A 25671-nucleotide genomic window follows, 5' to 3' on the forward strand; every position below is an offset into this window, starting at 1 on the left:
ACTCGAATCGATCGACGGCATCATGCTCGTATTACATCGGCAGGTCGACTCTTGTTCCATTTTTCCAATAACACGGCCTGTACTTTGCAGGGACACCCCCCACCGCTCCGGATACGTAAATATCTTCTCCATCTATAAAAATCCCAAAAGCCTGGGCATTGTCTTCCAGCTCATGAAGAACTCCGTTTTTCCAATAACATGCCGTATGCCCCGTACTGTTGGAATTATATTTATTAATCAATCCAGCCGCATAAATATCTGAACCTGACTTTGTAATTTGCCAAACTTCGCCAAAACGTGCATCCAGCACAACGGGTTCGGTATTTTGCCAGTACATAGGGACACCGCAAAGCCCTCCAACATAAACCTCATTAAATCCGTTTGAAAAAACCGTGCTAACTCCCCAAAAAAGCGTACTTTGCTCCGGAAGCGTCAATTCAATCAAAGGAGAATGACCATCCCATATAAAAGCTGTTTGAGGAACATAGGACAAACCACCCGACACACCAGGTGACATTTTCCCCAAAGAACCGGCAAACGTAGGTTTATCATCATGGAAACTAACTGATGTTAAAGTTCCAATACTATCATTCCCCATACGCACCATCGAATTATTCTTATAATAGAATATTCGGCCACCTTCTGCACCGCTACCCTGGTCGAAACTATAGTTCTGAATAACCCCATCACGGCCTTTATACGTATAAGCGTTTCTAAACTGCTCGTCCACAGCTTGCCTGTAAATGGTTTGATTTTTCACAAGCGCATTATATCCGGATTGCTCGGCACTTTGACCATTTATCCAATATTTAGTACTGAACGCGCCATTGTTAGATTTAAAACCACTGACGAGAACATTCCCGTTATTGACGAGAATAGAGTACCCACTAGCGAGCGGGTCGTTACTTCGTTGAGAACCATCTTTTTCACAGCCGGCTAAAAGCGCGATAAGCGTCAACAAGGCAAAAGCTTTTCCAAGAGTGGATTTAAAGGTCGTGTAGGTTTTAGGATAATTCATAAGGCGTAATTGATACTAAATAGTGTGCAATAATCAAGGTTAGTCGGTTCTGACTCTTGTCTTCTAATCTTTTGATTGATTAGTAGTTCACGCTGTCCACCATAAACACATACGATGGTCGAGGCAAAAACGATACAATCATGCTGCTCGATCCCAGCGCAACAAAAAAAGGCTCCCTAATGAGGGAGCCTTCGATTCTTTCAGTAATACGCTAGTTGAATAAATATCTAATACCTAGCTGCATTTGCCATGTAGAAGATATTGCATCTACTTGGTAAGCTTTACCAGTAGTAGGTGCTTTAAACGAATAGTTTCCGTTTGCTGCACTGTATGAAATCAACGAATATGCTTGGTTCGATACGTAGTATTGACGTCCCCATGACTTCTTCAACAAATTCCCAACATTGGAAATATCCGCAGAGATCTGCAATCTGTTCTTGGTTGAACCGAAAGCTGCGCCAACATCCTGTAGAATTCTCAAATCGAAATTATGACTCCAGGGAGTTCTTGCGCCATTACGCTCAGCATATTGACCTTTTCTAGTTCTTAGGTAGCTATCGCCATCAATGAAGGCCTGAAGAGCTTCCCATTGCGCAGCTTGAGCTGTAGCGTCTCCGCTAAACTTGATCTGGCTTGCATTAGCTGGAACAAAGATCAAGTCATTACCTGCTGATCCGTTTGCATCACCGTTAAGGTCATTGTTATAAAGATATGTAAACGGTGTGCCGGAGAAACCTGAGTAAAATAATGAGAATGTAGTTCCAAAGGCATCATCTTTGCCGTAATTCAAACGGTAGTTTAGTCCCCCTACCAAACGGTGACGGATCTCATAACTTGAAATCGCTAGTCCAGGACGGTTCGGATCGCCTGAAATTTGGTTAAATCTCCATGTAGAGAATGCGACATCACCGGTACCGCTTGTAACGTCTCTCGCCTGTCCGTATGTATACCCAAAGTTCGCATTCAGACCCATCGCAAAGGATTTCTGAGCCTGAGCCGTTAACGAGTAAGTATACCCTTTGTCGGTATTTGTCAGATACATCACATTAGTGAACTTGCTGTTTACTTGAGATTTGTAGATCGGACGCTTATCCGCACCACCTGTCAGGTCTGGATTAAGGGTTCCGTTTTGCTCAATATTCAGATCCTGAAACAAAATATTATTCAATGTTTTTGAATAGATACCTTCTAAAGTTGCAGTGATATCGCCCGGCAACTTAAAGTCAGAAGCAAGATTCACACGAAGCACCTGTGAAAACTTGAAGTTTTTGTCAATAAGGTTAATTGCTGCGCGTGAAGCTACTTTACCTGCCTGGGGCTGGCCATTGATGGTCACCGCAGACTGATTGTTTGGATCAGCTATAAAAGCATCTGGTTGAGATGCAGAAATACTTCCCTGAGTTGTTCCGGCATTTGTAAACTGGTTTCCTACCCAAACAAAAGGAACCCTTCCTGTGAATATTCCTAAGCCTCCTCGAAATTGCAATGAACGCTCTGCATTCGCAGCATAATTAAATCCAACTCTGGGAGAGAACATCAGAGAAGACTTTGGTTTTCTGTCGGTACGCTGACCTGGGAAAGCCGCCTCAACATCCGCATTCGCACTTGGTGTATCAAAAATCAACGGAATATCAACACGAAGCCCGCCGGTTACTTTTAACCTGTCTGAGAAAGTATATTCGTCCTGTGCATAAAAAGCAAGCTGTCCCGCACCAAATTTTGCCTGAGGCAGTTCACCGCCTGGAAGCAATGAATAATTGGAAGACATAGTCAACGCCTTTCCGGCCTCAAAGTCCTCTATATTATTAAAAGTCCAGTTTCCATACAGGTTGCTCATAAATAAGTTTCTGAACTTATAGAACTCGTTATGCGTACCAAAAGTAAAGTTGTGATTACCTGAAAGGAACTTCACGTTGTTCGTAATCTCGAATATGGTCTGATCCAGTTCGTTAGCGACGTTATTATTCTGAGAACCAATAACCGCTTTGTTACCCGAAATACCGTCGATATTATTAATAGTGACCATTGGAAACAATACGCCTTTGGTTTGCGCCTTATCCTTTATAGATGTATGTCCCAGGATCAGGTTATTCGACCAACCTGACGAAAAAGCACTTCTCAGTTCGATCGCAGTAATGTTCTGAGTACTTTTCTGCGATTGACCGTTGTTTGAAAAGTTAAATTCAGAAGCACTTCTGGTTAGTTTGTCTGTATATCCGCTGATGTAATTATGACGAACCATCAACTGATGCTTATCATTGATGTTCCAATCTACTCTTGCAAACAACTTGTCGCTATTTGTACTTTGAGGATTAGCACCATCATATGAACCTACTTCATATCCGTAGCCTCTTGCAATTCTTGCGATCTCGTCTGCTGAAGTTTTGCTGATCGCGGCTCCTGCATCACCAACATTATATGTTGAAGGATTATCCTGCCGTGTTTGCTCACCATTGATGAAATAAAACAATTTATTCTCGATAAGTGGTCCTCCTACGCGAACACCATATTGGTACTGGTGGAAATTATCGTATCTTTTGTTCGTAACGGGATTTTTTCCTTCAAGATCCTGGTTTCTTACGAAGAAATATGCAGACCCTTCAACTTGATTGGTACCAGAACGGGTAACTGCATTTACGCCTGCTCCTGTGAAGTTACCATAAACAACATCATAAGGTGCTAACACCACCTGAACTTCTTGTATTGCATCCAGAGAAATAGGCTGCGCACCAGCTTTGGCACCTGGAGCCGGGCCACTAAGTCCAAATAAGTTCGTATTTGTAGCTCCATCAACAGTAATATTCGTGTACTTATAACTAGCACCACCAAAACCATAACCACTACCACTTGACTGTGGAGTTAGACGAGTGAAATCACTTAACGATCTTCCAACCGAAGGAAGAGATTCGAGTTGATCTTTGCTGATCGTAGTTGATGCTCCGGTGCGTCTGCTATTTAATAGCGGATCAACCTTGCCGGTTACCACAACTTCCTGAAGCTCACTTCCTGTACCTTTTAATACAACGTCGAAACTAAAAGGCTCACCTAATTTAAGGTAAGCATTAGATAACGATTCCGAGTTAAGACCAAGGAAACTAATCCTTATGGTGTAAGGGCCTCCAATTCTCATATTGGAAATGCTAACCCGCCCTTCGGAGTTAGTGGAAGCTCCGTATTGCGTTCCAGTCGGTCCATGAATCGCTTTAACAGTAGCACCGATAAGAGCCTCTCCATTTGCATCTCTTACCGTTCCCGTTAAGCTACTCGTCGTCACCTGAGCCTTCACTGAGGCAAATCCAAGTAGTCCAACAAGTGTAAAAAGTAAAAACTTCTTCATAAATTTTAATTAATTCTTAATTCTGTGAATTATTGGCGCAAAGATAATTACGTTTTTCAGATTATTACCGCTTTGTACATGAATTTAATGTTAAGAGTTTCATTATTTTGAACCATTTGATGAATTTTTTTTATAAAATAGATTTGTTTATTATCAAATCTATTAATCTTGTAGGTTTTTAGCTTAATTTCACACAGTGCACCGCGAAGTTCTCAAACAGCGCTCAACACTGTGGCTAAAGGCTTAAAAAGGGCCTTTTTATTCGTTTCTAAAAACCACATACAATTTGTAGATTTGACCGTTTTACATTTTTATATAAGAAATTCATGAATTACGACTTGATAGTTATCGGAAGCGGACCCGGCGGTTATGTAGCTGCAATCAGAGCTTCACAACTTGGCCTTAAAACAGCCATTATTGAGCGCGAATCTTTAGGCGGCATATGCCTTAACTGGGGATGTATTCCAACAAAGGCCCTTCTGAAAAGTGCGCAGGTATTTGAATACATTAATCACGCTTCTGATTACGGAATCAAGGTTCAGGGTGGTGAAGCTGACTTTGGTGCTGTAGTTAAGCGCAGCAGAGGTGTTGCAGACGGCATGAGCAAAGGAATCCAGTTCCTGATGAAGAAAAATAAGATCGATGTGATCATGGGAACTGCCAAAATTAAAAAAGGTGGCAAAGTTGAAGTGAAGGCCGCTGATGGTTCAGCAAAAGAATATACCGCTAAACATACGATCCTGGCAACAGGCGCACGCTCTCGTGAACTTCCGAACCTGAAACAGGACGGAAAGAAGATCATCGGATACCGCCAGGCAATGAACCTGCCTGAGCAGCCTAAAAGCCTTATCGTTGTAGGCTCCGGTGCAATCGGCATTGAGTTCGCTTACTTCTATAATGCAATGGGAACCAAGGTGACTGTTGTGGAATTCATGGACAGAATCGTCCCTGTAGAAGACGAAGAAATTTCAAAGCAACTGGAGCGCAGCTTGAAGAAAGCGGGTATCAACATCCTGACAAGCGCCAACGTAGAATCTGTTGATACTTCCGGAGCTGGTTGTAAAGCACAGGTTAAAACGGCAAAAGGAACTGAAACACTTGAAGCGGATATCGTCCTTTCCGCTGTAGGTATCACTCCTAATATCGAAAACATAGGTCTTGAAGAAACTGGTGTAAAAACAGAGAAAGGCCGCGTGCTGGTTGACGACTTCTACAAAACAAACATAGAAGGTGTTTACGCTATCGGCGATATCGTTAAAGGCCAGGCCCTCGCTCACGTAGCATCTGCTGAAGGTATTATTTGCGTTGAGAAGATCGCAGGGCACCATCCCGAGCCTCTGAATTACAACAACATCCCCGGATGTACCTACTGTTCTCCTGAAGTGGCTTCCGTAGGATACACGGAGAAGGCAGCAAAGGAAGCAGGATATGAAGTTAAAGTGGGTAAATTCCCATTCTCTGCTTCGGGTAAAGCAAGCGCAGCCGGAACTAAAGACGGTTTCGTTAAAGTGATCTTTGACGCGAAATATGGAGAATTCCTGGGTGCTCACCTGATCGGTGCCAACGTAACCGAAATGATCGCCGAAGTGGTGGTTGCCCGCAAGCTGGAAACCACTGGTATGGACATCGTAAAAACGGTACATCCACACCCTACCATGAGCGAAGCGATCATGGAAGCTGCGGCTGACGCTTACGGAGAAGTGATCCACTTGTAATCGCACTCTGTTTAACCTATTACAAAGACCTGCCTGCAAGCGGGTCTTTTTTTTCGACCAAAATTTAACCTAATCTAAATCATGAACTTATATTCAATTATTAACGGATATTTCAGACTGGACGGCGGTGCCATGTTCGGCGTCGTTCCGAAAACCATATGGAGCAAGATCGCGCCCGCGGATGAGAATAACCTCATCAGATTGGCAATGCGGTCTCTTCTTATTGAGGATGAAGGGCGATTGATCCTTATAGATACGGGAATCGGAGACAAACAGGATCAAAAGCTGATGCGCCACTATTACCTGCACGGCGATGATTCTACTGATAAATCATTAGCCGCTCAAGGATTCTCAAGAAATGATGTCACCGATGTCTACCTTACCCATCTTCACCTTGATCATGCTGGCGGTGCCGTAAAAATTATTGAGGGTAAGTATGTTCCAGCATTTCCAAATGCTAAATACTGGACCAACCAAGCGCAATGGGACTGGGCAATGAACCCCAATGCCCGTGAAAAGTCATCCTTTCTGAAGGAGAACCTTCTCCCTTTAGAGGAGCATAGCGTCTTGCATTTCCTGGATATGGATAACCCGAGCCAGCTCCCAAAGAGCATTTCGACCCGTATAAGCTCTGGCCATACTCAATCGATGATGATCCCGACCTTGCCATACAAGCACAAAACCGTCGTCTTTGTCGCCGATCTAATTCCGACAGCAGCGCACATTCCAGTTCCCTATGTGCCCGCATATGATGTCAATCCATTACAAACAATGACCGAGAAAGCGACGTTTTTATCTGAAGCCTTTGAGAATGAATACGTTCTGTTCTTCGGACATGACGCCGACATCGAATGCTGTACTTTACGAATGACCGAAAAAGGTATCGGAGTTAAAGAAACCTTTCCTATATCGGCGCTTTGACCTTAAATCGGGCATTTTGATGTTGTTATTTGATTTTGAATTAATATTTTTATTATGAATATTTAACAACTTTTTTATCTTAAATGTTGTTATTGCACTAATTGGAATTAACGATCAGAAAGGGGTAGCGTACTATAAATGAGGCAACTTAAAATTTCTCAATCCATAACCAACCGTGAGTCACAGTCACTCGATAAGTACCTTCACGAGATTGGCAAAGTAGATCTTATCACAGCAGAGGAAGAAGTTATTCTTGCTCAAAAAATCCGGGAAGGCGATAGAGCCGCGTTGGAGCGATTAACCAAAACAAATCTACGCTTTGTGGTATCAGTAGCAAAGCAGTATCAAAACCAGGGGCTTACTCTTGGAGACCTGATCAACGAAGGCAACCTGGGCCTTATAAAGGCAGCAAAACGATTCGACGAAACCAAAGGCTTCAAATTTATTTCCTACGCAGTATGGTGGATCCGCCAATCAATACTGCAAGCCATTGCTGAGCAATCGCGTATTGTCAGACTTCCGCTTAATCAGGTCGGCTCATTAAGCAAAATCAGTAAGGCATTTTCCAAACTAGAGCAAGAGTATGAACGGGAACCATCTCCTGAAGAACTTGCAGACACCCTTGAGACAACAGTAGATAAGATCTCAGATACGCTTAGCAACTCAGGCAGACACGTATCGATGGATGCTCCTTTCGTTCAAGGAGAGGAAAATACGCTTCTTGATGTGCTGGAAAATTCAGATCCGAACACTGATAGTATTTTGATCAACGAGTCACTGGCAGAAGAAATAAAACGTTCTCTTCAAACGCTCACAGACCGGGAAAGGGAGATAGTCTCCTTATTTTTCGGAATAACAAATAATCAACCCCTATCGCTTGAAGAAATTGGAGAACAGTTTAATCTCACCCGCGAGCGCGTTCGTCAGATTAAGGACAAGGCATTGCAGCGGCTAAGGCATACATCAAGAAGTAAAATTCTGAAGTCCTATTTAGGATAAGATCGTCATATTATTGGAAAGACTGCCCTTCATGGGCGACCTCGAAAGCTTAATAAACTTTCAAGGTCGCCCATGAAGGGCAGTCTTTTTAATATCAAAACTTTTTTATAACTTAATACTAGAAACCAATTACAACCTGAGGAACCTAAAAAAGCAGTATGGCTAAACAAACTGTTTTACCAATCGTCATTTTGACGCAATTTAGAATCCAACCAACAACAACTACCATCATCTTATAAATAAACAGCCATAAAACTACCATTTCCAACAAAAAACAAGACAAAAAAGCTAAGAATCGCATAAAATAGCAGTCTTTTTTAATAATAAGAGCAATAAACCTGCACATTCATGCAATTATTTTATCAAAATACGTACAAACACTAACAAAATCCAATTACGAATCACTAAATTGCGTCAATTAACGCTTCTATAAGAACAAAATACAACGATATGAGAAAACTGTTACTTCTATTAACACTTGGGATGAGCATCTGCTTGTCACAAGTTATGGCTCAACAGATAACTGTGACTGGTAGGGTCGTCTCATCAGAGGACGGCATTGCTTTGCCAGGCGTTTCTGTCAAAATCAAGGGAACAACGCAAGCAACAGGCACTGGAAATGATGGAAGATACTCCATCAGAGTAAACCCGGGCCAGGTTCTGGTGTTCAGCTTCGTCGGAATGGTAACCCAAGAGGTAAGAGTTGGATCACAAAGCACAATAGATGTACGTCTTCAATCTGACGCTACAACATTGAAAGAGGTGGCTGTAACAGCTTTTGGACGTGAGCAGCAGACTAAGAGCCTCGGGTTTTCTACTCAAAACGTGGGAGCCAGAGAAATTGGAGAATCACAGCAGCCGAATTTAGTAAATGCACTCCAGGGGAAAGCCGCAGGCGTTCAAATTACCAATTCAGGAGGCTCACCCGGCGCATCTTCGAACATAATCATAAGGGGAGGCACGTCCCTTAGTGGGAATAATCAGCCTCTTTTCGTTGTAGACGGCATCCCAATTGACAACACTACTCCTGTTTCACAAGGTGGACTGGCGGCGGGGGTCGCCCCTGCGTCCAACAGGGCAGTCGATATAAATCCTGAAGACATCGCCAGTGTAACCGTCTTGAAAGGACCTGCGGCGGCGGCCCTATACGGAATACGGGCCGCCTCGGGTGCCATAGTAATCACCACGAAGAAAGGGTCCGGCGGATCTCCGACGATTTCCTATAACACGGCTTTTTCATTAGATAATGTGAACAAGCTTCCCGAGCTCCAGTCCCGGTATAAGCAGGGAGAGAGGGGCGCATTCAGCACTACTGCAGCCAATTCATGGGGCCCTGAATATGCGGCGACAGATCCCATATACGACAATCTCGGTGATTTCTTCAAAACAGGATTTACTCAAAGTCATGATATCTCCGTAAGCGGAAACACGGATCGGAGCACTTTTTACGCCTCCGCCTCCTTATTTGATCAGGGTGGTATAGTAGACAAGACAGATTTTGTAAGGAAGTCGGCACGGTTTAACGCTGACACAAAAGTCGGCAAGAAATTAACAGTAGGTGCAAGTGCAAATTATATTCAGTCTTCCAGAGATTACTTTTCTCAAGGCAGCGCAAACGGCATCATGGGTGCACTTTTCTGGCCCCGGAGCGATAATATGAAAGAATATCTCGATGAAAACGGCAACCAACGCGTTTTAAGTGCCACTGGAAACGATAACCCTTACTGGACAATACGAAACAAACCCATCACCAGTGACGTGAATCGAATTCTGGCCATCGGAAATATGGTTTATGATCCGTTCGATTTCCTGAACATCACTTACCGGCTCGGAACCGACTACTATACAGACGACTTCCAGAGCGTACGCGGAGCCGGAACGATTGTCGCAGGTGAAGAGAATGGTGCTATCGCAAAAGCAATCAGCACCAATCAGGTAACCACATCCACCTTACTTGCCACCGTGAAAAAGTCTTTTGCAGACCAATTCAACGCCAGCTTCACAATCGGTCACAATATTGAAGATTTTAGAAGAAATACGACTACCTCCACGGGAATAGACTTCTACGACCCTACTTTCCCTAGTCTGAATAACACGCCCACTGCTACGAGGACGGTTAGCAACCGGATCGAAAGAAGACGGATCATCGGCCTCTTTGGAGATTTGAATCTGGATTGGAAAGAAATAATATATCTGAACTTCAGGGGGAGAAATGACTGGTCGTCCACTCTACCTGTTAGCGACAGATCATTCTTCTATCCTTCTGTAAGTACGTCCATTATTCTTACAGACCTCCTGAAAGAACTGGGTTCCACCGCTGAGAATAACTTTGTTTCATTCGCAAAGCTTCGTGCTTCCTGGGCAAGGGTCGGTAAAGACGCACCTGCGCATGTTCTGGCGACAACGCTTGGTACCACGACGAATGCTTCCACCATTAACCCACGGGGTTTCATCACTAACGTGAATGAAAACTATGGAAATCCTGATCTTCGTCCTGAGTTTACCAACTCCATAGAACTGGGAGCAGATATCAAATTCTTAAACAACAGGTTGGGGCTTGATGTCACCTACTATAAAACCAATTCCGATGACCAGATATTAAGCATTCGAACCCCTCCTTCCTCCGCTTCTTTCCTCGCCTATTTAAATGGCGGTCGTATCGAGAACAAAGGAGCCGAGGTGATACTGAACTTTCAGGCTATAACACGCACAGATTTCAAATGGGCAATCGACGTAAATTACAGCATGAACAGATCCAAGGTAAGCAATCTTCCAGGTAACATCGACCGTGTTGAACTTTCTGACGCCTGGGTCGACAATAACGCAGCCCAGGGTGCCGCATTCCTGAACGGCACTATGTATGGAATTAACGGGAGAGTATGGAAACGGAATAACGAGGGTGTATTGCTCATAGGCGATACTGGCTATCCACAGGTCCAGTCTACGTATCAACTGATCGGTGACAGAAATCCGGACTGGCTGGGGGGCATAACCAATACCTTCCGATATAAGAACGCATCTTTATCCTTCCTATGGGATTTCAGAGTTGGTGGAGACATCTATAATGGAACTCAAAATGCGCTGGTTCGTTCTGGTTTAAGCAATAAAACGCTAGACAGAGGAAGCATGGTGTTTGAAGGCATTGTCGAGTCAACAGGACAACCGAATGCAAGGTCCGTAGCGCTTACTCAGGACTACTATCAAACTATCTATGCTAACCAGGGATATGACTTTGTCGAAAACGGAAGCTGGGCTCGCCTGCGGTATGCAACTTTCGCTTACAATCTTCCGGCCGCGCTGCTTTCAAGGACGCCTTTTAAAACGCTGCAACTTTCTCTAACAGGTCGAAATCTCGTACTGATTACCGACTACTCAGGTGTCGATCCTGAAGTATCCGGCAGTGGAGCCGGAGTGGGGGGCACAGGTTCCTTTGGGTTCGACAATCTTGGGGTTCCCGCCACCCGCGGATTTGATTTTGGGCTTAAATTGACTTTCTAATACCTGCAACAATGAGACAACATATAAAAAGAAACATACTCTTAATAACGGCTGCGCTTTTAGTCAGCTCATGTGATAAATATCTTGATGTTAACGTTGACCCTAATAACCCCACGAAAGTTCCGGCAGCAAGCCGTATTGCGGGTGCTATCACCACTTCAAACGGAGCGGCTATGTGGAGGGGCGCACGTGAAATCGCAGGCGTAACGCAATATGGCGCCACAAAATTAAAAACCGGCACCAACCTCAACGCCGAAACATGGCGTTTCACCGCAAGCTATTTCCTCTGGCAAAATGCATACGTTTTCACAATGCCTAATTGCGTAGACCTTATCAATCTGGGTGTAGAAGAAGGAAATCCCCATTTTGTCGGAGCAGGAAAGACACTTCTGGCCATGAATTTCGGTTTACTTACTGATCAGTACGGATCAATTGTTCTGGATGAGTACTATTCAGGCAAAGCTCAGATCAATCTCACCCCCAATATGCAGGATCAGCAGACCGTCTACCAGCGAATTGATCAGATACTCGATGAAGCCATAGCAGCGTTTAATGATCCATCAAATAAAACCAATCTCAACGCTAACGGAGGTGATATCATGTACCAGGGAGACGTTGAAAAATGGAAGCGCTTTGCCTGGGCTCTCAAAGCGAGATACCTGAACCATCTCTCTAAAAAATCGAGCTTATATAACTCCGCACGTATAATTGAAGCTTGTCAAAATGCATTCAACAGCGATGGTATGGACGCAGAGTTTGCTTACATCAGAGGAGGCATGACTACTGATCAAAACCCCTGGGCAAGCTGGGGCGGATTCACAAGTGCCAGCGATCCGAGATACTTCGCCTGGACACAGTTTTTCGTTGACATGCTCAATACCCTCCCGGTCACAAACACCAGGTTTCAAGATCCCAGAATCAGCAAGATCATGACACCGGCCGCTTCTGACGGGCAGTATAGAGGACTAAAGCCTGGTGCAGGCCTGGTGGGAGGCCAAAACGGCACCGGCGAGAAAACTTCCGAAAATGACTACGGAAGATTCAGTCAGAGCGGATACTACACCAATATTGACTCGCCATTCCCTTTTATTACTTACTCTGAAGTGAAGCTTATTGAAGCGGAGGCACGCCTGAGATCTGGAGATCAGACAGGGGCACTTGTCGCCTATGAAGAGGGAGTCAAAGCGAATATGAGAAAACTGGGCGTTAGCGCCACCGATATTAATCTGTACTGGCAAGCACAGCTGACTAACGGCGTAAACGCCCATTTCGGCGATTTAACCCAGGGGTTAAGCCATATCATGCGGCAGAAGTACATTACGCAATGCTTAAATCCTGAAACATGGGTTGATATGAGAAGGATGGACTACAGCCAGCAAATTTACGGACCTGGCTTACAGCGCCCTGCAAACATTAATGCTGTAGTATTTGATGTCAATAACCCTAACCAGTGGATACAGGCCATGGTATACGAAACCAACGAACAAAATCGTAACCCCGAGGCTGTCGGCGACAATTCTGAAAGGTATCGGTTACTCACCCCGCTTTGGTGGAATCAACCAGAATAAAATTAAGTAGTTAAATCCATTGAGGCTCCGCATGTTAAAAAAAACAACTGATAACTGTATTAAGTCATTAATCCTGTCAGCACTATTATTCTCTTCCTGCTCTTCTTCAACCTTTCGTATTTTCCACAAACCGATAGTATTTGACGATGAGCGGGAAAAGTTGTCCATCGAATACCTGGAAAGCCGTCACGGCATAAAAAAAGACAGGGCAACCATTCAGCCCAGAATGGTTGTTTTACATTGGACAGCGATCCCTGATATTGAACGCACATTCCATGCATTCTATTCCCCTACGCTACCAGAAGCCAGAAAAAGCATTTCCTCAGCCAGTACCTTGAACGTATCGTCGCAGTTCCTGATTGACCGGGACGGCACGATCTTTCAACTACTTCCTGATACTGTATTCGCGAGACATGTGATTGGGCTAAACCACTGTGCCATCGGTGTGGAAAATGTGGGAAGCGCTAAAGATCCGCTGACCCGGGCGCAGCTGAAAGCGAATGAAAATCTCGTCAGATATCTGAAAACGAAATACAATATCGACTACCTGATCGGACATTACGAATACCAGAAGTTTATCGGGCATGAGCTTTGGAAGGAATCCGACTCTTCCTATCTCACAGTAAAAACAGATCCGGGAAAGGGGTTCATGAGAAAAATTCGCACAAGACTAAAAGATCTGAATTTGAAAGGCGCACCTTAATAAACCGTTGTATAACAGGTATTAATTTCCTAATTTGCTTAGGTGAAAATTTATCTTCAATTCTACCGGTTATACTATGTATGGTTTGCTATTGGTTGGATTGCAGCCCTGTATGTCTATGTGGAATCCACATCAATGCCAGGTGCTTTTGCCGTGAAGGTATCCCTTTATCTCATACTATATTTCACCAGTATTTTCGACGTCCGAAAATACTGGTCTTACTTTCAAAACAACGGCTACAGCACTACCAAACTCTACATAAGCTCTTGTCTCGCTGACTTTATTGCATTTTCGCTATTGATAACGTTCATAAATTCCCTGTTATATGCTGGAAGTTGATAGTGTTGCGTTGGCATTCGGCAGCAAAGATATCTTATCAGGCTGCTACATCTGCTGCAACCGCGGCGAGGTGGTTGGTTTGCTGGGTCGCAACGGCTGTGGCAAGTCAAGTCTTCTGAAGGTAATATTCGGTACACTCAGGCCCCAATTTAAACATTTAACGCTAGAGGGTAAGATCATTTCCCGTTCGTACCTGGGAGGCACAATAGCATACCTTCCTCAGGACAACTTTATACCACGCTTTCTTCGTGTGAAAGATGTATTGTCTGAATGCAGTCATACCCTGGTTACCCCTGAAATCAGCCAGAAATACGCAGAGCTGCAAAAGATGAAGCTAGCCAATATTTCAGGAGGAGAACGCAGGTTTCTCGAATGCTTATGGATTTTATCACGGCCAGCAGAGTATTTTCTTTTAGATGAACCATTCTCTGAAATCGCGCCTTACCAGGTGGAAGTCCTGCAGGATATCATTCGCTGCTTAGGAAAAACAAAGGGTATAATCCTGACGGACCACATGTATCAGCCTCTGCTCGAAATAAGCAATCGCATAGTTCTGTTGCACAATCATGCTGCTTATAACATCCGGGAAGAGGAAGACCTCGTATTGTATCAATACATTCCTCAATATTGAGGCCTGTCTAATATCGCTTTCTTAATCACAGCGTCCCGCATATTGAAATCATAAGCATCCCCGGCTCCGTCATGCTGATTGATTCGATCTGATATCGTAACACTCGTCGGAATAACACTCTTTTTCTTTCTGGCAGGTTTCGGTTTCACGTACTCCGCATAGGCAGGCTGCTGATAAACCGACTCATATTTAGGTTCGTGATAATCCGGATGAGGGACCTCTTTCACCAAAATCGGCTCAGGTTCTGTGTACGATGGCCGTACAGGTTGTGGTGCCACTTCCTTTTCCCAGGGCCATTCCTCGTTTTCAGGAGTCTGACCCGCATCCCAGGGTTTCGCCGGATTTCTCTTTTTGGCTTCTTCCTGCGCCTTCTTCAGGTTATTGTAGAACCCGTATATAACATAGGCTATGGCGAACAAAAACGGTAAGTACTCTCCCATTCTTTAAAGTTAAGGCTTAAATACCGATTCTCATAATTCGTAGTAATTTCATTACTTTGCTACTCAAAAAAATGCCCTGTAAGGGGATTGAGGGATAACATAAGGGGAAATGCAACTAACGCGGCTGGAAGTCAAAGGCTTCAAAAGTTTTGGGGATAAGATAACGATCAATTTTAATGAGGGAATTACAGCGATAGCCGGACCAAATGGCTGCGGTAAATCCAATGTTGTAGACGCCATTCGGTGGGTACTCGGCGAACAAAGCACAAAAATGCTTCGTTCGGAAAAGATGGAAAATATCATCTTTAACGGAACAAAGACCCGTAAGCCGTCTCAGCTGGCGGAAGTTTCTTTGACCTTCGACAATACCAAAAACATCCTGCCTACAGAATTCGCCCATGTTACCATCACACGTAAACTATACCGAAATGGTGACAGCGAATACCGTCTGAACGATGTCCAGTGCCGCCTGAAAGACATCAACGATCTTTTTCTTGATACCGGCATCGGATCCGATTCCTACTCGATCATCGAACTTCGCATGATCGACGAGATCATCGCCAACAAAGAAGGCTCCCGGAGGGGACTTTTCGAAGAAGCTTCAGGCATATCCAAATACAAGCTGCGTAAAAAGCAGACCTTCAACAAACTTCGCGATACGGAAGCTGACCTCAGCCGTGTCAACGACCTTCTCTATGAAATCGAGAAGAATATGAAGACCCTGGAAAACCAGGCAAAAAAAGCAGACCGCTATTATAAGCTTAAGGAGCAATACAAAAACCTCAGTATCTCACTCGCGTCTTTCCACATAACCGGATTCCGTGATTCCCTCGGCCGCATCGCCAGCCAGGAAGAAGAGCAATTGGCGGAAAGAACAGCACTGATAGCGAAGCTTGAGAGCCTCGAAAGTTCTTTACACGAGCTAAAAACTGAAAATCTTACCCGCGAGAAAAACCTCTCCGCTCAGCAAAAAGCAAGCAATGAATTCATTTCAAAGATCCGCACTTTCGAAAATGAAAAGAAGATAAAAAATGAACAGCTGCGACACCTCCGGGATAAAGAAGATCGTTTGAATAGCGAGCTCCTCAAAGATAAGAATCAACTCGATAGCGTCGTATATAACATCAAGCGCCTTTCGGAAGAACATCTTCAGGAACAGGAAAATCTGCAGACTTTAGAATCCGCACTCTCTTCCAGAAAAATGGAGGTCGATGAACTTCGCCTTCAACAGCAAACCGCAAAGCATAAGCTCGACCAGTTTGCCAAACAAAACAGCGAAGTGCAGAATCAGGTCTACACTACCGAAAAAGACCTTACTATCCTGAAGATCCAGCGCGACGCGCTTTATGAAGAAAGCAAGCGCCACCTCGAGGACACGCAATCGAAGGAGGCCGAGCTCAATGAATTCAACGTCGCAATCGCTGCCCTCGATCAACAACTGGAAATAAAAAACAAAGAATTTTCTGAATTAGAAGAGTTCGAAAGAACCCTGGCTGATCAGATAAAATTTTCAGAGGAAGCGATACTTCATACCCGCGAACAGCAATCGTTACACAGCCGTAAGCTTGATGCACTTCGCAACGAATATAACCTGACAAAGTCCCTTGTTGATAGCCTCGAGGGATTCCCTGAATCCATTCGCTTCCTTAAAAAGAACACCACATGGGCAAAAAAGGCGCCCTTGTTATCCGATATACTTTTCTGTAAAGAAGAATATCGGGTTGCTATCGAAAACTACCTGGAACCGGTCATGAATCACTATGTAGTCGAATCACAGGCAGAAGCGGTTCATGCCATCCAACTCCTGAGCAGTGCATCAAAGGGAAGAGCGAACTTCTTCATTATGGAGGCTCTCCAGAATCTTCCTGAACCCGGCAAGGTTTCCATGGTACCCGACAACGTTATCCCGGCACTGAGCATTATAGAAACCGACTCAAAATATTACAGACTTTGTCACCAGCTGCTGCGTAACGTCTACCTGGTGACATCTAACGACGAGTCTGAAATGGCGGAAACCCTGCCCGACCAAAATGTTGTTTACTTGAGCAGCACCGGAAAATACAGCAAGAGCCGCCTGACCATGTCCGGAGGTTCCGTCGGGCTCTTCGACGGAAAGCGTATAGGCCGGGCGCGTAACCTCGACAAGCTTAGCAAAGATATACAGTTGCTGGATGTGCAGATTGAAGCGCTTAAAGACACCCTTCAAAAGGAAACCCAACGCCTGGAATCCTTAAGAGCCTCCTCCAAAAGAACGGAAGTAAGACTGCTTGAACAAGATATCAACCGCCTGAACAATGAACGCATCACCTTGCAAACCCGCAAGGAACAATATCTGACATTCATTCAAAACAGTCAGAACCGCAAACAGGATATCGAGCAGAAGATGCAATCCATCAACAACGAACTGGCCATTTCGGAGCCGGCTTTAACCAAGCTTAAAGAACTACGTCATGAAATGGGCATGGAGCTGATGGAAAAACAACAGGAATACCAGGAGTTATCGGAGCTGGTAAACGAAAAAGCAAACGATTATAACCAGGATAACATCCGGTTCCATCAGCAGCAGAACAAAGTATCGGGACTGCAAAAAGATCTTGAACACCGGGAGAACCAGCAGGAATCTCTGGAAAAAAACATGGCTGCCAACAGTCTCGACCTGAGTAAATGCAAAGCTGCAATAACCGAAATCCTCGGGCATGCTGACATGTCAGACGATGATCTGGCAAAAATGTATGCGCAAAAGGAGGAGTTCGAAAAAGGCGTAAGCGAATCCGAAAAAGAGTACTTTTCTTCCCGTTCCCTGATTACTGAGACTGAAAATAACATCAGTACACTGAGAAAAAATAAAGAACATGCAGAACTGATAGCTGCGGAGCTGTCTGCTAAAAAGAATGATCTGCGAATGAACCTCACTTCCTTGAAGGAACGTCTTTCCGTTGAATTCTCTGTAGATATTGAGGACCTGCTTGATTCGGAAGTTCCCCAAGGCGAGTCTGAAGAAAGCCTCAAAGAAAAAACACATAAGCTCAAAAAACAACTCGACGACTTTGGGGCCATCAACTCCATGGCTATGGAGGCCTTTAAGGAGATGACAGATCGGTACACCTTTATCCAAAAAGAAAAGAAAGATCTTGCTGAAGCGAAAGCTTCACTGATGGCTACCATCAAGGAGATTGACGACACTGCGCGCGACAAGTTCATGGACGCATTCACCCAGGTAAGGGAAAACTTCGTTCGCGTATTCCGATCTCTGTTCAACGAAGAAGACAGCTGTGACTTGATATTGTCAAACCCTCAGTCGCCTCTCGACTCCGATATTGACATTGTTGCCCGGCCTAAAGGAAAACGTCCACTATCTATCAATCAGCTCTCCGGAGGCGAAAAGACACTTACAGCCACCGCCCTATTGTTCTCACTGTACCTGTTGAAACCTGCTCCATTCTGTATCTTCGATGAGGTGGACGCTCCGCTGGATGACACCAACATTGACAAGTTCAATAAGATTATCCGCAAATTTTCGGCAGAATCACAGTTTATTGTGGTATCACACAATAAGAGAACGATTGCCAGCACCGATGTCGTCTACGGAGTGACGATGGTAGAACAAGGTGTATCGAAAGTAGTTGCGGTCGATCTTAGGGAAGTCGCTTAACCGGCACGTCGAACTTGAACATATCCTTATTGCCTTTACGGTCAAGAACTGTATTTAATAGAACACTGGCTCTTGCAGAAGCAGACCGCTCTATTGATGAGACGCCCGCCATCGTTCGACTGCTGAATGCCCCGTGTTCGGCATGATATAGCGCCTGTGCAAGGCAATCTTCAGTGGTCGACCCAAACGGCTCAAGCAGGTCATCACGCTCCATTCTATTGGCTGCGATGCCTGAGTAATAGCGACCTTCTTCCCTGCTGTTCAACGTCTCAAACGAAACAGCATATAGCTCCGTGTCAAAGATTGGGATTGGGAAGAACCCAACAGGCTTTCCATACGTATATTGCTCTCCGACTATCCATACAGGCAGATAGGGTTTAAGATTATTGATCAGCAACTCACTTGCGGAAGCAGTACCTCCTGTCGTGATAAAATAGATATTATTCAGGTTCAGCGTTCCTTTCTTACTGATGTTAACAGGTGCGAAGGCTGCTTTAAAGTTCTTGTCGGCGGCCAGGTTTTTGTTCATATGGTATGTGTACATCACCTTACCGTTAGCCGTGACCGGCGCCAGCAAGTCAGTGAGGTATTCCGCCGTCTGCACTGACCCTCCTCCATTATAACGAAGGTCCATAATCATCTCCGTCACACCAGCAGTTTGAAAACGAGCCATTATTGCGTCAATCTTCGTTTTTGTAGCAGTAGGTATTTGATTATTCTCAATTGAAATGAAGCTATTAAAAACAAAATAACCTACCTTTTTGCCATTACCCGTGGTGTAAACTTCTGAAAACGGAATAGGGTTAAGCGCATATTGCTTACGTGGAAGTGTCACGGTAACCTCTGAATTATCCGGCTTTCGCAACTTTAAGACGATGGAACTGCCCGCCAATGCATCAAACAATATTTTGAAATTAGCCGGTTGCAAAGCTGACTGGCTGATATTCGTATTGCCGTTGATACTGAGGATGCGCCAGCTCCGTTGCAATCCTGCCTCACTTGCCGGAGAATTAGGTTGCACCAGCTTAACACGCAGATCATTATCGGCAGTATAGCGAATATCAAACCCAAAGTCGCCTGCCAGACCTTCCTGAATTTCCTCAGAGACCGCCCCGGTACGATCAAGAAAACTATAGCGATCCACAGGTCTTCCGCCCGCGTCTTTCTTATATTGTGCAAGCGCTTCCAAAACATCCTCCGGAGTGTCATATCTCCTGGTATCGAAAGAATTCGGCAAAACATCCTCCCACAAATAAACGAACTTGGTATAGAGATAAACAGAATCCTTAAGAAGGCCCTCCCTTTCCTCCTGGCCTACTTCCCGTTCAGGACCGTCACTTTTCTTACAGGCACTAAAAGAAAACGCCAGGGCTCCAAGAATCAGAAAGGCGCGCAGAAGGCTAGAAAAAGAGGTTCGTTTCATCTCTAATATTTCCCCTAAGTAAAGGAAATATTACACGCTAACAAACGCTATAGCAGCATTTTTTGCAAATAGTTCATCATCCCCGGCAGTTCCTATCAGCACCACCTCACTGGCATCTAAATCATTATCTTTCAGAATATTAAGCAACACCCCCGGCGCCGGCTTCGGCTCTAGCTCGTCCGTAAAAAAAACCTTCAGGTAATTCTCCAAACCATTCCATTCCATGTGCCTGATTTTATTGAGTTGTTGAATCGGATTGCCTGCCGTCACCAGGAAGATCTGCTTTCGATCCACAGTAATCTGCTGTAGCAAATCAAGCATCTCCTTGTAGAGAAGCAACTTCAGCGGTAATTTTGCCTCCCGGTGAAGACGCAAAAAATTCTCACGATACTTTTCGTCTATACCAAAAACTGCCTGAGCTTTATCAAAGATCTGCTCTTTCCCCTGATGCTCATACGTCTTCTGCATGAATGCGATAAGATCGCCGGCTGGAGGAACCGTCTCAATATATTCCAGGAAATTGGCAAAAAGATAATATACCTGTAGCAGATAATCCTTCTCCGGATACAATACATTATCCAGCTCGAAAATGAACGCCTTCTTTGAGGGATCGAAATCTGAATAATTAATCATGGCTCTTCTCTAATGAATAATCCGCAGGTGTCATGACTTTTATTCCGTACTCTTCAAACAGCAGTCGTGCCGAAACCAGCCCGGCTATTTCCTGCGGTCTCAAAGGATAAACTTCTCTCACGTCATGATCGAGACACAAGGCAAGAAGTTCATGAACAAATGAAGAAGCATTTTCATCGGGGATCTTCAGAAACCGTTTACTCTTCAATAAAAAGGCAGGGAGCTCTGCGGAGTCGGCCAGGATGATCTCATCCGGACGGTTCAGTAACCGTTCCAGCTGATAGGCCTTTGATGTTGTTGCTCCTGTAATCAGAATATTCAATCTTTATTCACTTAATATTAATCCATCTTTCATGAAGACCTTGCGGTCTGACATTTCGCCCAGTTCTTCATTATGCGTTACAATAATGAAGGTTTGATTAAACTGGTCCCTGAGGTCCTTAAACAGGCTATGCAAACTCAGGGCATTTTCTGAATCCAGGTTTCCCGATGGTTCATCCGCGAGAATTAAAGCAGGGCTATTAATGAGCGCGCGTGCGACAGCCACCCGCTGCTGCTCACCACCCGAAAGTTCCGAAGGCTTGTGTTCCGCACGACTACCCAACCCAAGCAGATCCAGGAGCTCAAGCGCGCGAACCTGTGATTCCTTCTTGCCTTTTTTGGCGATAAAAGCCGGAATACAGACATTTTCGAGTGCCGTAAACTCAGGCAGCAGATGATGAAACTGAAAGATAAAGCCCAGACGGTGATTACGAAACGCACTCAGCTTAGCCGCCGAAAGTGCAGAAACGTTTATCCCGTCGATCACCACCTGTCCGGCATCTGATTTATCCAGTGTCCCCACAATATGGAGCAGGGTACTCTTACCCGCGCCCGAGGCACCGAGAATGGTCACAATCTCACCTTTGGCAACCTTCAGATCAACGCCTTTCAGTATCTCCAGCTTGCCGTATTTCTTGTAAATCCCTGTCGCTTGCAGCATCCCACGAAATTACTTAAAAGAATGAATCTTCCCGTCTTCGGTATTCTATAAAGAAAAAAAATATTAGCTTTACGCCACGCAAACTTCAAAATAATGAATATTCACGAATATCAAGGCAAAGCAATACTGAAGAGCTTCGGTGTCAGAGTTCAGGAAGGTATCGTTGCTGATACCCCCGAGCAGGCAGTTGAAGCGGCTAAGAAGCTGAAAGAAGATTTTAACTCTGACTGGGTAGTAATTAAAGCCCAGATTCATGCGGGTGGCCGTGGTAAAGGCGGTGGTGTAAAGCTGGCGAAGAACCTCGGCGAGGTGAAAGAAAGAGCAGAGCAGATCATCGGTATGCAGCTTGTAACTCCTCAGACTGGCCCTGAAGGTAAAAAGGTAAATAAGGTGCTTGTTGCTCAGGATGTATACTATCCGGGAGAGACTGAACCAAAAGAATTCTACATCAGCGTGTTACTTGACCGTGCAAAAGGACGTAACATCATTATGTATTCTACTGAAGGCGGAATGGATATCGAGCACGTAGCTGAAACCACTCCTCACCTCATTTTCAAAGAAGAAATCGATCCTCTGTTAGGTCTTCGTCCATTTCAGGCAAGCCGTATCGCATACAACCTGGGTTTAAGCGGTGCAGCTATGAAAGAAATGACCAAGTTCGTCACTGCTCTCTATAAGGCATATGAAGAAACTGACTCGGCAATGTTCGAAATCAACCCGGTTCTTAAAACATCTGACAACAAGATCCTTGCTGTTGATGCTAAAGTAAACCTGGACGATAACGGTTTGTTCCGTCACAAAGAATACGCTGAATTGCGCGACGAGTCTGAAGAAGATCCAATGGAAGTCGAAGCGAGCAAATCAAACCTAAACTTCGTAAAGCTTGACGGAAACGTGGGTTGTATGGTAAACGGTGCTGGTCTTGCTATGGCAACCATGGATATCATTAAACTTGCAGGTGGTGAGCCGGCTAACTTCCTTGACGTAGGCGGAACGGCTAACGCTCAGACTGTAAAAGCGGCATTCAACATTATCCTTCAAGATCCTAATGTGAAAGCTATCCTGATTAATATTTTCGGTGGTATCGTTCGTTGTGACCGTGTTGCTCAGGGTGTAATTGATGCTTATCAGGAACTTGGAAATATCCGCGTACCCATCATCGTTCGTCTGCAGGGAACAAACGCTGAAGAAGCGAAAAAATTAATCGACGAGTCAGGTCTTCAGGTATTCTCAGCAATCCTTCTAAAGGAAGCTGCCGACCTAGTGACCAAAGTATTGGCTGAAGAAGCCTAATTCTTCCAGCCTCATAATTTGAAAGGACGGTATCCGACAGGAGCCGTCCTTTTTCTATGTCATATCATCTGGCCACAGATTACCATCATTATCATGGCCTCCCCCCGCTTTCGCCCCTCCCTGGCACACCCCTTCAACCTTTGGGCCCGTAAAAAAGTGCTGATGTTTCAGAAACGCCCCGGAATTTATTAAATTAGGTCGCGATCACACACAATTTTACTGAATGGGACACTTACCGAAACTTATAGAGGACTTAGCACTAATCTTAATTGTCGCGGCCTTCGTGACTATACTTTTTAAAAGCATAAAGCAACCTCTGGTTCTAGGTTATATCATTGCGGGATTGCTGGTCGGCCCCTATCTGTCACTAACTCCCAGCGTGGCCGACACAGAGAATGTAAAGACCTTTGCAGACATCGGCGTAATATTCCTATTGTTCAGTTTAGGTCTTGAGTTCAGCTTCAAGAAGCTCGTCCGGGTGGGAGGCTCGGCCTCCATTACGGCCTTTGTAGAGATCATTTTTATCACCTTTGCCGGATACTTCATGGGTCAATGGATGGGTTGGTCGACCATGGACAGCCTGTTTCTCGGAGGTATGCTGGCTAGCTCCTCTACGACGATCATCATCAAGGCATTTGATGAGCTCGGCGTTAAAACCAAGCAGTACGCACGTATCGTCTTCGGGGTTCTTGTCGTGGAGGACATCGTGGTCATCCTCCTGATGGTGTTACTATCCACAGTAGCCGTCACCAAGCAGTTTGAAGGTACAGAAATGCTCTTTACCGTCGGGAAGCTGCTTTTCTTTCTGATCCTGTGGTTCCTGGCCGGTATATTCCTGATCCCAACCTTACTGCGAAAGGCTAAAAGTGTCCTCGACGACGAGACGCTGTTGATACTATCCATCGGCCTCTGCCTGGGCATGGTAGTTGTTGCTACCCAGGTTGGTTTCTCAGCGGAGCTGGGTGCTTTTATCATGGGCTCCATTCTCGCAGAAACCACTTCAGCGGAGAAGGTCGAGCATATCACATTACCAATAAAGAACTTTTTCGGCGCCATCTTTTTTGTATCAGTAGGTATGCTGATTGATCCCGTCACCATTATGGAGCACGGCTGGACGGTTCTCGGTGTCACCTTGTTAACCCTCTTCGGAAAGCTGTTCAGCACAACGCTGGGCGCGCTGTTATCCGGACAGCCATTAAAACAATCTGTGCAGGTTGGCATGAGTATGGCGCAGATCGGCGAGTTCGCTTTTATCGTGGCTACCCTGGGTCTTTCACTCGGTGTAATCAGCGATTTCCTTTTCCCTGTGGCCGTTGGTGCATCTGCGATCACCACCTTCACCACACCTTACATGATCAAGTATTCGGAACCCTTCTATAACTTCCTGCAGCGCACCTTGCCGGAGAAATGGGTAACGACCCTCAACACTTATTCTACCAGCACACAGAATATTCAGGCAGAGAATGAATGGAAAGTGGTGTTGAAAGCGTATTCAAGCATTGCCTTTACAAACGGTATTATCCTTCTTGCATTAATGCTGTTGTCGATCAATTTCCTGGTTCCTTTCCTAGATCAGGCCATCTCAAACGATATCACACGAAGCATTATTGCCCTGGTGGTTTCATTCGGTATAGCCACGCCATTCCTATGGGCGCTAATGGCAAAAAGGCCACATAATATGGCCTACAAAGAATTGTGGCTGAATAAGAGATACAATCGCGGTCCGCTTTTGGTATTAGAATTCCTGCGAATTGTACTCGGGATACTCCTCATCGGATTCTGGGTCAATAAACTATTCCCTACGGCCATCGCACTTATGGTTGCTATTCCCGTTATTTCCATCATCCTGATCCTCTTTTCGCAGCGGATCCAGAAATTCCATCAGCGCCTGGAAGGCAGGTTCCTTTCCAATCTGAATGCAAGGGAAACCGCAGAAGCAGATGTCATTTCGCAGAACGAAAACATTCTTCACCGCGAGTTCAACCCTGATGCCGCCTCCCTCTCGCCCTGGGATGCCCACATGGTAGATCTGGAAGTAAGTCAGCATGCTGAATACATTGGAAAAACGCTGGATGAATTATCCTGGCGCGAAAAATATGGTATCAACATCGCCTATATCAAGCGCGGCGACAGGCTCATCTACGCTCCCGGCCGCTTCAACAAGCTACTACCGTTTGACCAGGTTGGAATCATTGCCACCGACGAACAAATGCAAGCGTTTAAGCCGGTATTCGATGCCAAAGAGCAGGTGGAGTTCTCTGATCAGGCTGTAGAAAATATTGTTGTTCAGAAGATTGTCGTCGATGAACATAACAAACTCAAAGGGCTTACTGTCCGCAACTCCGGCATCAGAGAGCGTACGAACGGCCTGGTCGTAGGCATAGAGCGAAACAACGAACGTATGCTCAACCCGAATTCAACTACCGTATTCGAATGGGGTGATATTGTCTGGATCGTAGGTGAAAAGAAGAAAATTCAGTTGCTCAATACGAGCGGGTAATAAACCCTAAGCTGCGCTG

At 45.0% G+C, this 25671-nt stretch carries 17 protein-coding genes; 10 read left to right on the plus strand and 7 right to left on the minus strand.

Translation table 11 applies throughout. The annotated features are described in order from the left end of the window. Positions 1-31: 31 nt before the first annotated feature. The gene (locus ACKI5J_RS05485) at positions 32-1018 is read right to left on the minus strand and encodes a hypothetical protein (RefSeq protein ID WP_407427319.1); all 987 of its coding nucleotides are present in this window, start codon (positions 1016-1018) and stop codon (positions 32-34) included. Between the two features lie 211 nt (positions 1019-1229). Continuing rightward, positions 1230-4355 (minus strand): carboxypeptidase regulatory-like domain-containing protein, encoded by a 3126-nt coding sequence (locus ACKI5J_RS05490; protein WP_407427321.1) that lies wholly within the window; start codon positions 4353-4355, stop codon positions 1230-1232. A gap of 326 nt (positions 4356-4681) precedes the next feature. Between ACKI5J_RS05490 and lpdA the strand changes: the two genes are divergently transcribed. The 7 genes from lpdA to ACKI5J_RS05525 all read left to right on the plus strand — a co-directional run bounded on the left by lpdA (position 4682) and on the right by ACKI5J_RS05525 (position 14729). Next, on the plus strand, positions 4682-6070 hold the full coding sequence (lpdA, locus tag ACKI5J_RS05495) for a dihydrolipoyl dehydrogenase (protein WP_407427323.1): 1389 nt from the start codon (positions 4682-4684) through the stop codon (positions 6068-6070). 81 nt (positions 6071-6151) lie between these two features. Continuing rightward, entirely contained in the window at positions 6152-6991 is an 840-nt protein-coding gene (locus tag ACKI5J_RS05500) for an MBL fold metallo-hydrolase (RefSeq protein WP_407427325.1), read from the plus strand. A gap of 138 nt (positions 6992-7129) precedes the next feature. Next, entirely contained in the window at positions 7130-7990 is an 861-nt protein-coding gene (locus tag ACKI5J_RS05505) for an RNA polymerase sigma factor RpoD/SigA (protein WP_106292909.1), read from the plus strand. A gap of 450 nt (positions 7991-8440) precedes the next feature. Beyond that, positions 8441-11488: a SusC/RagA family TonB-linked outer membrane protein gene (locus tag ACKI5J_RS05510; protein ID WP_407427328.1), complete on the plus strand. Its 3048-nt coding sequence runs from the start codon at positions 8441-8443 to the stop codon at positions 11486-11488. 11 nt (positions 11489-11499) lie between these two features. Beyond that, on the plus strand, positions 11500-13056 hold the full coding sequence (locus ACKI5J_RS05515) for a SusD/RagB family nutrient-binding outer membrane lipoprotein (protein WP_407427330.1): 1557 nt from the start codon (positions 11500-11502) through the stop codon (positions 13054-13056). Between the two features lie 31 nt (positions 13057-13087). Continuing rightward, positions 13088-13759 (plus strand): N-acetylmuramoyl-L-alanine amidase, encoded by a 672-nt coding sequence (locus ACKI5J_RS05520; protein ID WP_407427332.1) that lies wholly within the window; start codon positions 13088-13090, stop codon positions 13757-13759. A 325-nt stretch (positions 13760-14084) separates the two neighbouring features. Beyond that, the gene (locus tag ACKI5J_RS05525; protein WP_407427334.1) at positions 14085-14729 is read left to right on the plus strand and encodes an ATP-binding cassette domain-containing protein; all 645 of its coding nucleotides are present in this window, start codon (positions 14085-14087) and stop codon (positions 14727-14729) included. Here the strand turns inward: ACKI5J_RS05525 and ACKI5J_RS05530 are convergent. Continuing rightward, positions 14720-15169 carry a hypothetical protein gene (locus ACKI5J_RS05530; RefSeq protein ID WP_407427336.1) on the minus strand — a complete coding sequence of 150 codons (450 nt, stop codon included), beginning with the start codon at positions 15167-15169 and terminating at the stop codon, positions 14720-14722. The two genes, ACKI5J_RS05525 and ACKI5J_RS05530, sit on opposite strands and share 10 nt — an antisense overlap. Before the next feature lie 109 nt (positions 15170-15278). Between ACKI5J_RS05530 and smc the strand changes: the two genes are divergently transcribed. After that, positions 15279-18821 (plus strand): chromosome segregation protein SMC, encoded by a 3543-nt coding sequence (gene smc / locus ACKI5J_RS05535; RefSeq protein ID WP_407427338.1) that lies wholly within the window; start codon positions 15279-15281, stop codon positions 18819-18821. Here the strand turns inward: smc and ACKI5J_RS05540 are convergent. Genes ACKI5J_RS05540 through ACKI5J_RS05555 form a run of 4 tightly spaced genes read right to left on the minus strand, consistent with a single transcriptional unit; the run spans position 18805 to position 21859 of the window. Beyond that, entirely contained in the window at positions 18805-20244 is a 1440-nt protein-coding gene (locus ACKI5J_RS05540; protein WP_407427340.1) for a S41 family peptidase, read from the minus strand. The genes smc and ACKI5J_RS05540 overlap by 17 nt on opposite strands. Before the next feature lie 30 nt (positions 20245-20274). Then, complete coding sequence (locus ACKI5J_RS05545) at positions 20275-20877, minus strand: HAD hydrolase-like protein (protein WP_407427342.1); 603 nt, start codon at positions 20875-20877, stop codon at positions 20275-20277. Beyond that, entirely contained in the window at positions 20870-21199 is a 330-nt protein-coding gene (locus tag ACKI5J_RS05550; protein WP_407427344.1) for a hypothetical protein, read from the minus strand. The genes ACKI5J_RS05545 and ACKI5J_RS05550 overlap by 8 nt, the downstream gene beginning before the upstream one ends. Before the next feature lie 3 nt (positions 21200-21202). Then, on the minus strand, positions 21203-21859 hold the full coding sequence (locus ACKI5J_RS05555) for an ABC transporter ATP-binding protein (protein WP_407427346.1): 657 nt from the start codon (positions 21857-21859) through the stop codon (positions 21203-21205). A 93-nt stretch (positions 21860-21952) separates the two neighbouring features. Here ACKI5J_RS05555 and sucC point away from each other — a divergent pair, with 93 nt between their 5' ends. Further along, positions 21953-23152, plus strand: a complete 1200-nt coding sequence (sucC, locus tag ACKI5J_RS05560; protein WP_407427348.1) for an ADP-forming succinate--CoA ligase subunit beta — start codon at positions 21953-21955, stop codon at positions 23150-23152. A gap of 223 nt (positions 23153-23375) precedes the next feature. Beyond that, entirely contained in the window at positions 23376-25652 is a 2277-nt protein-coding gene (locus tag ACKI5J_RS05565; RefSeq protein ID WP_407427350.1) for a cation:proton antiporter, read from the plus strand. Positions 25653-25671: the final 19 nt, after the last annotated feature.

This window comes from Arcticibacter sp. (genome assembly GCF_045629565.1).
In the GTDB taxonomy this organism is placed as follows: domain Bacteria; phylum Bacteroidota; class Bacteroidia; order Sphingobacteriales; family Sphingobacteriaceae; genus Arcticibacter.

What these genes read in the sequence shown, in the direction of transcription:
- ACKI5J_RS05555 (WP_407427346.1), bottom strand. Translation starts at nt 21,859, where the DNA reads ATGCTGCAAGCGACAGGGATTTACAAGAAATACGGCAAGCTGGAGATA.
- lpdA (WP_407427323.1), top strand. Translation starts at nt 4,682, where the DNA reads ATGAATTACGACTTGATAGTTATCGGAAGCGGACCCGGCGGTTATGTA.
- ACKI5J_RS05485 (WP_407427319.1), bottom strand. Translation starts at nt 1,018, where the DNA reads ATGAATTATCCTAAAACCTACACGACCTTTAAATCCACTCTTGGAAAA.
- ACKI5J_RS05515 (WP_407427330.1), top strand. Translation starts at nt 11,500, where the DNA reads ATGAGACAACATATAAAAAGAAACATACTCTTAATAACGGCTGCGCTT.
- smc (WP_407427338.1), top strand. Translation starts at nt 15,279, where the DNA reads ATGCAACTAACGCGGCTGGAAGTCAAAGGCTTCAAAAGTTTTGGGGAT.
- ACKI5J_RS05500 (WP_407427325.1), top strand. Translation starts at nt 6,152, where the DNA reads ATGAACTTATATTCAATTATTAACGGATATTTCAGACTGGACGGCGGT.
- ACKI5J_RS05545 (WP_407427342.1), bottom strand. Translation starts at nt 20,877, where the DNA reads ATGATTAATTATTCAGATTTCGATCCCTCAAAGAAGGCGTTCATTTTC.
- ACKI5J_RS05525 (WP_407427334.1), top strand. Translation starts at nt 14,085, where the DNA reads ATGCTGGAAGTTGATAGTGTTGCGTTGGCATTCGGCAGCAAAGATATC.
- ACKI5J_RS05530 (WP_407427336.1), bottom strand. Translation starts at nt 15,169, where the DNA reads ATGGGAGAGTACTTACCGTTTTTGTTCGCCATAGCCTATGTTATATAC.
- sucC (WP_407427348.1), top strand. Translation starts at nt 21,953, where the DNA reads ATGAATATTCACGAATATCAAGGCAAAGCAATACTGAAGAGCTTCGGT.
- ACKI5J_RS05510 (WP_407427328.1), top strand. Translation starts at nt 8,441, where the DNA reads ATGAGAAAACTGTTACTTCTATTAACACTTGGGATGAGCATCTGCTTG.
- ACKI5J_RS05505 (WP_106292909.1), top strand. Translation starts at nt 7,130, where the DNA reads ATGAGGCAACTTAAAATTTCTCAATCCATAACCAACCGTGAGTCACAG.
- ACKI5J_RS05520 (WP_407427332.1), top strand. Translation starts at nt 13,088, where the DNA reads ATGTTAAAAAAAACAACTGATAACTGTATTAAGTCATTAATCCTGTCA.
- ACKI5J_RS05490 (WP_407427321.1), bottom strand. Translation starts at nt 4,355, where the DNA reads ATGAAGAAGTTTTTACTTTTTACACTTGTTGGACTACTTGGATTTGCC.
- ACKI5J_RS05565 (WP_407427350.1), top strand. Translation starts at nt 23,376, where the DNA reads ATGGGACACTTACCGAAACTTATAGAGGACTTAGCACTAATCTTAATT.
- ACKI5J_RS05540 (WP_407427340.1), bottom strand. Translation starts at nt 20,244, where the DNA reads ATGAAACGAACCTCTTTTTCTAGCCTTCTGCGCGCCTTTCTGATTCTT.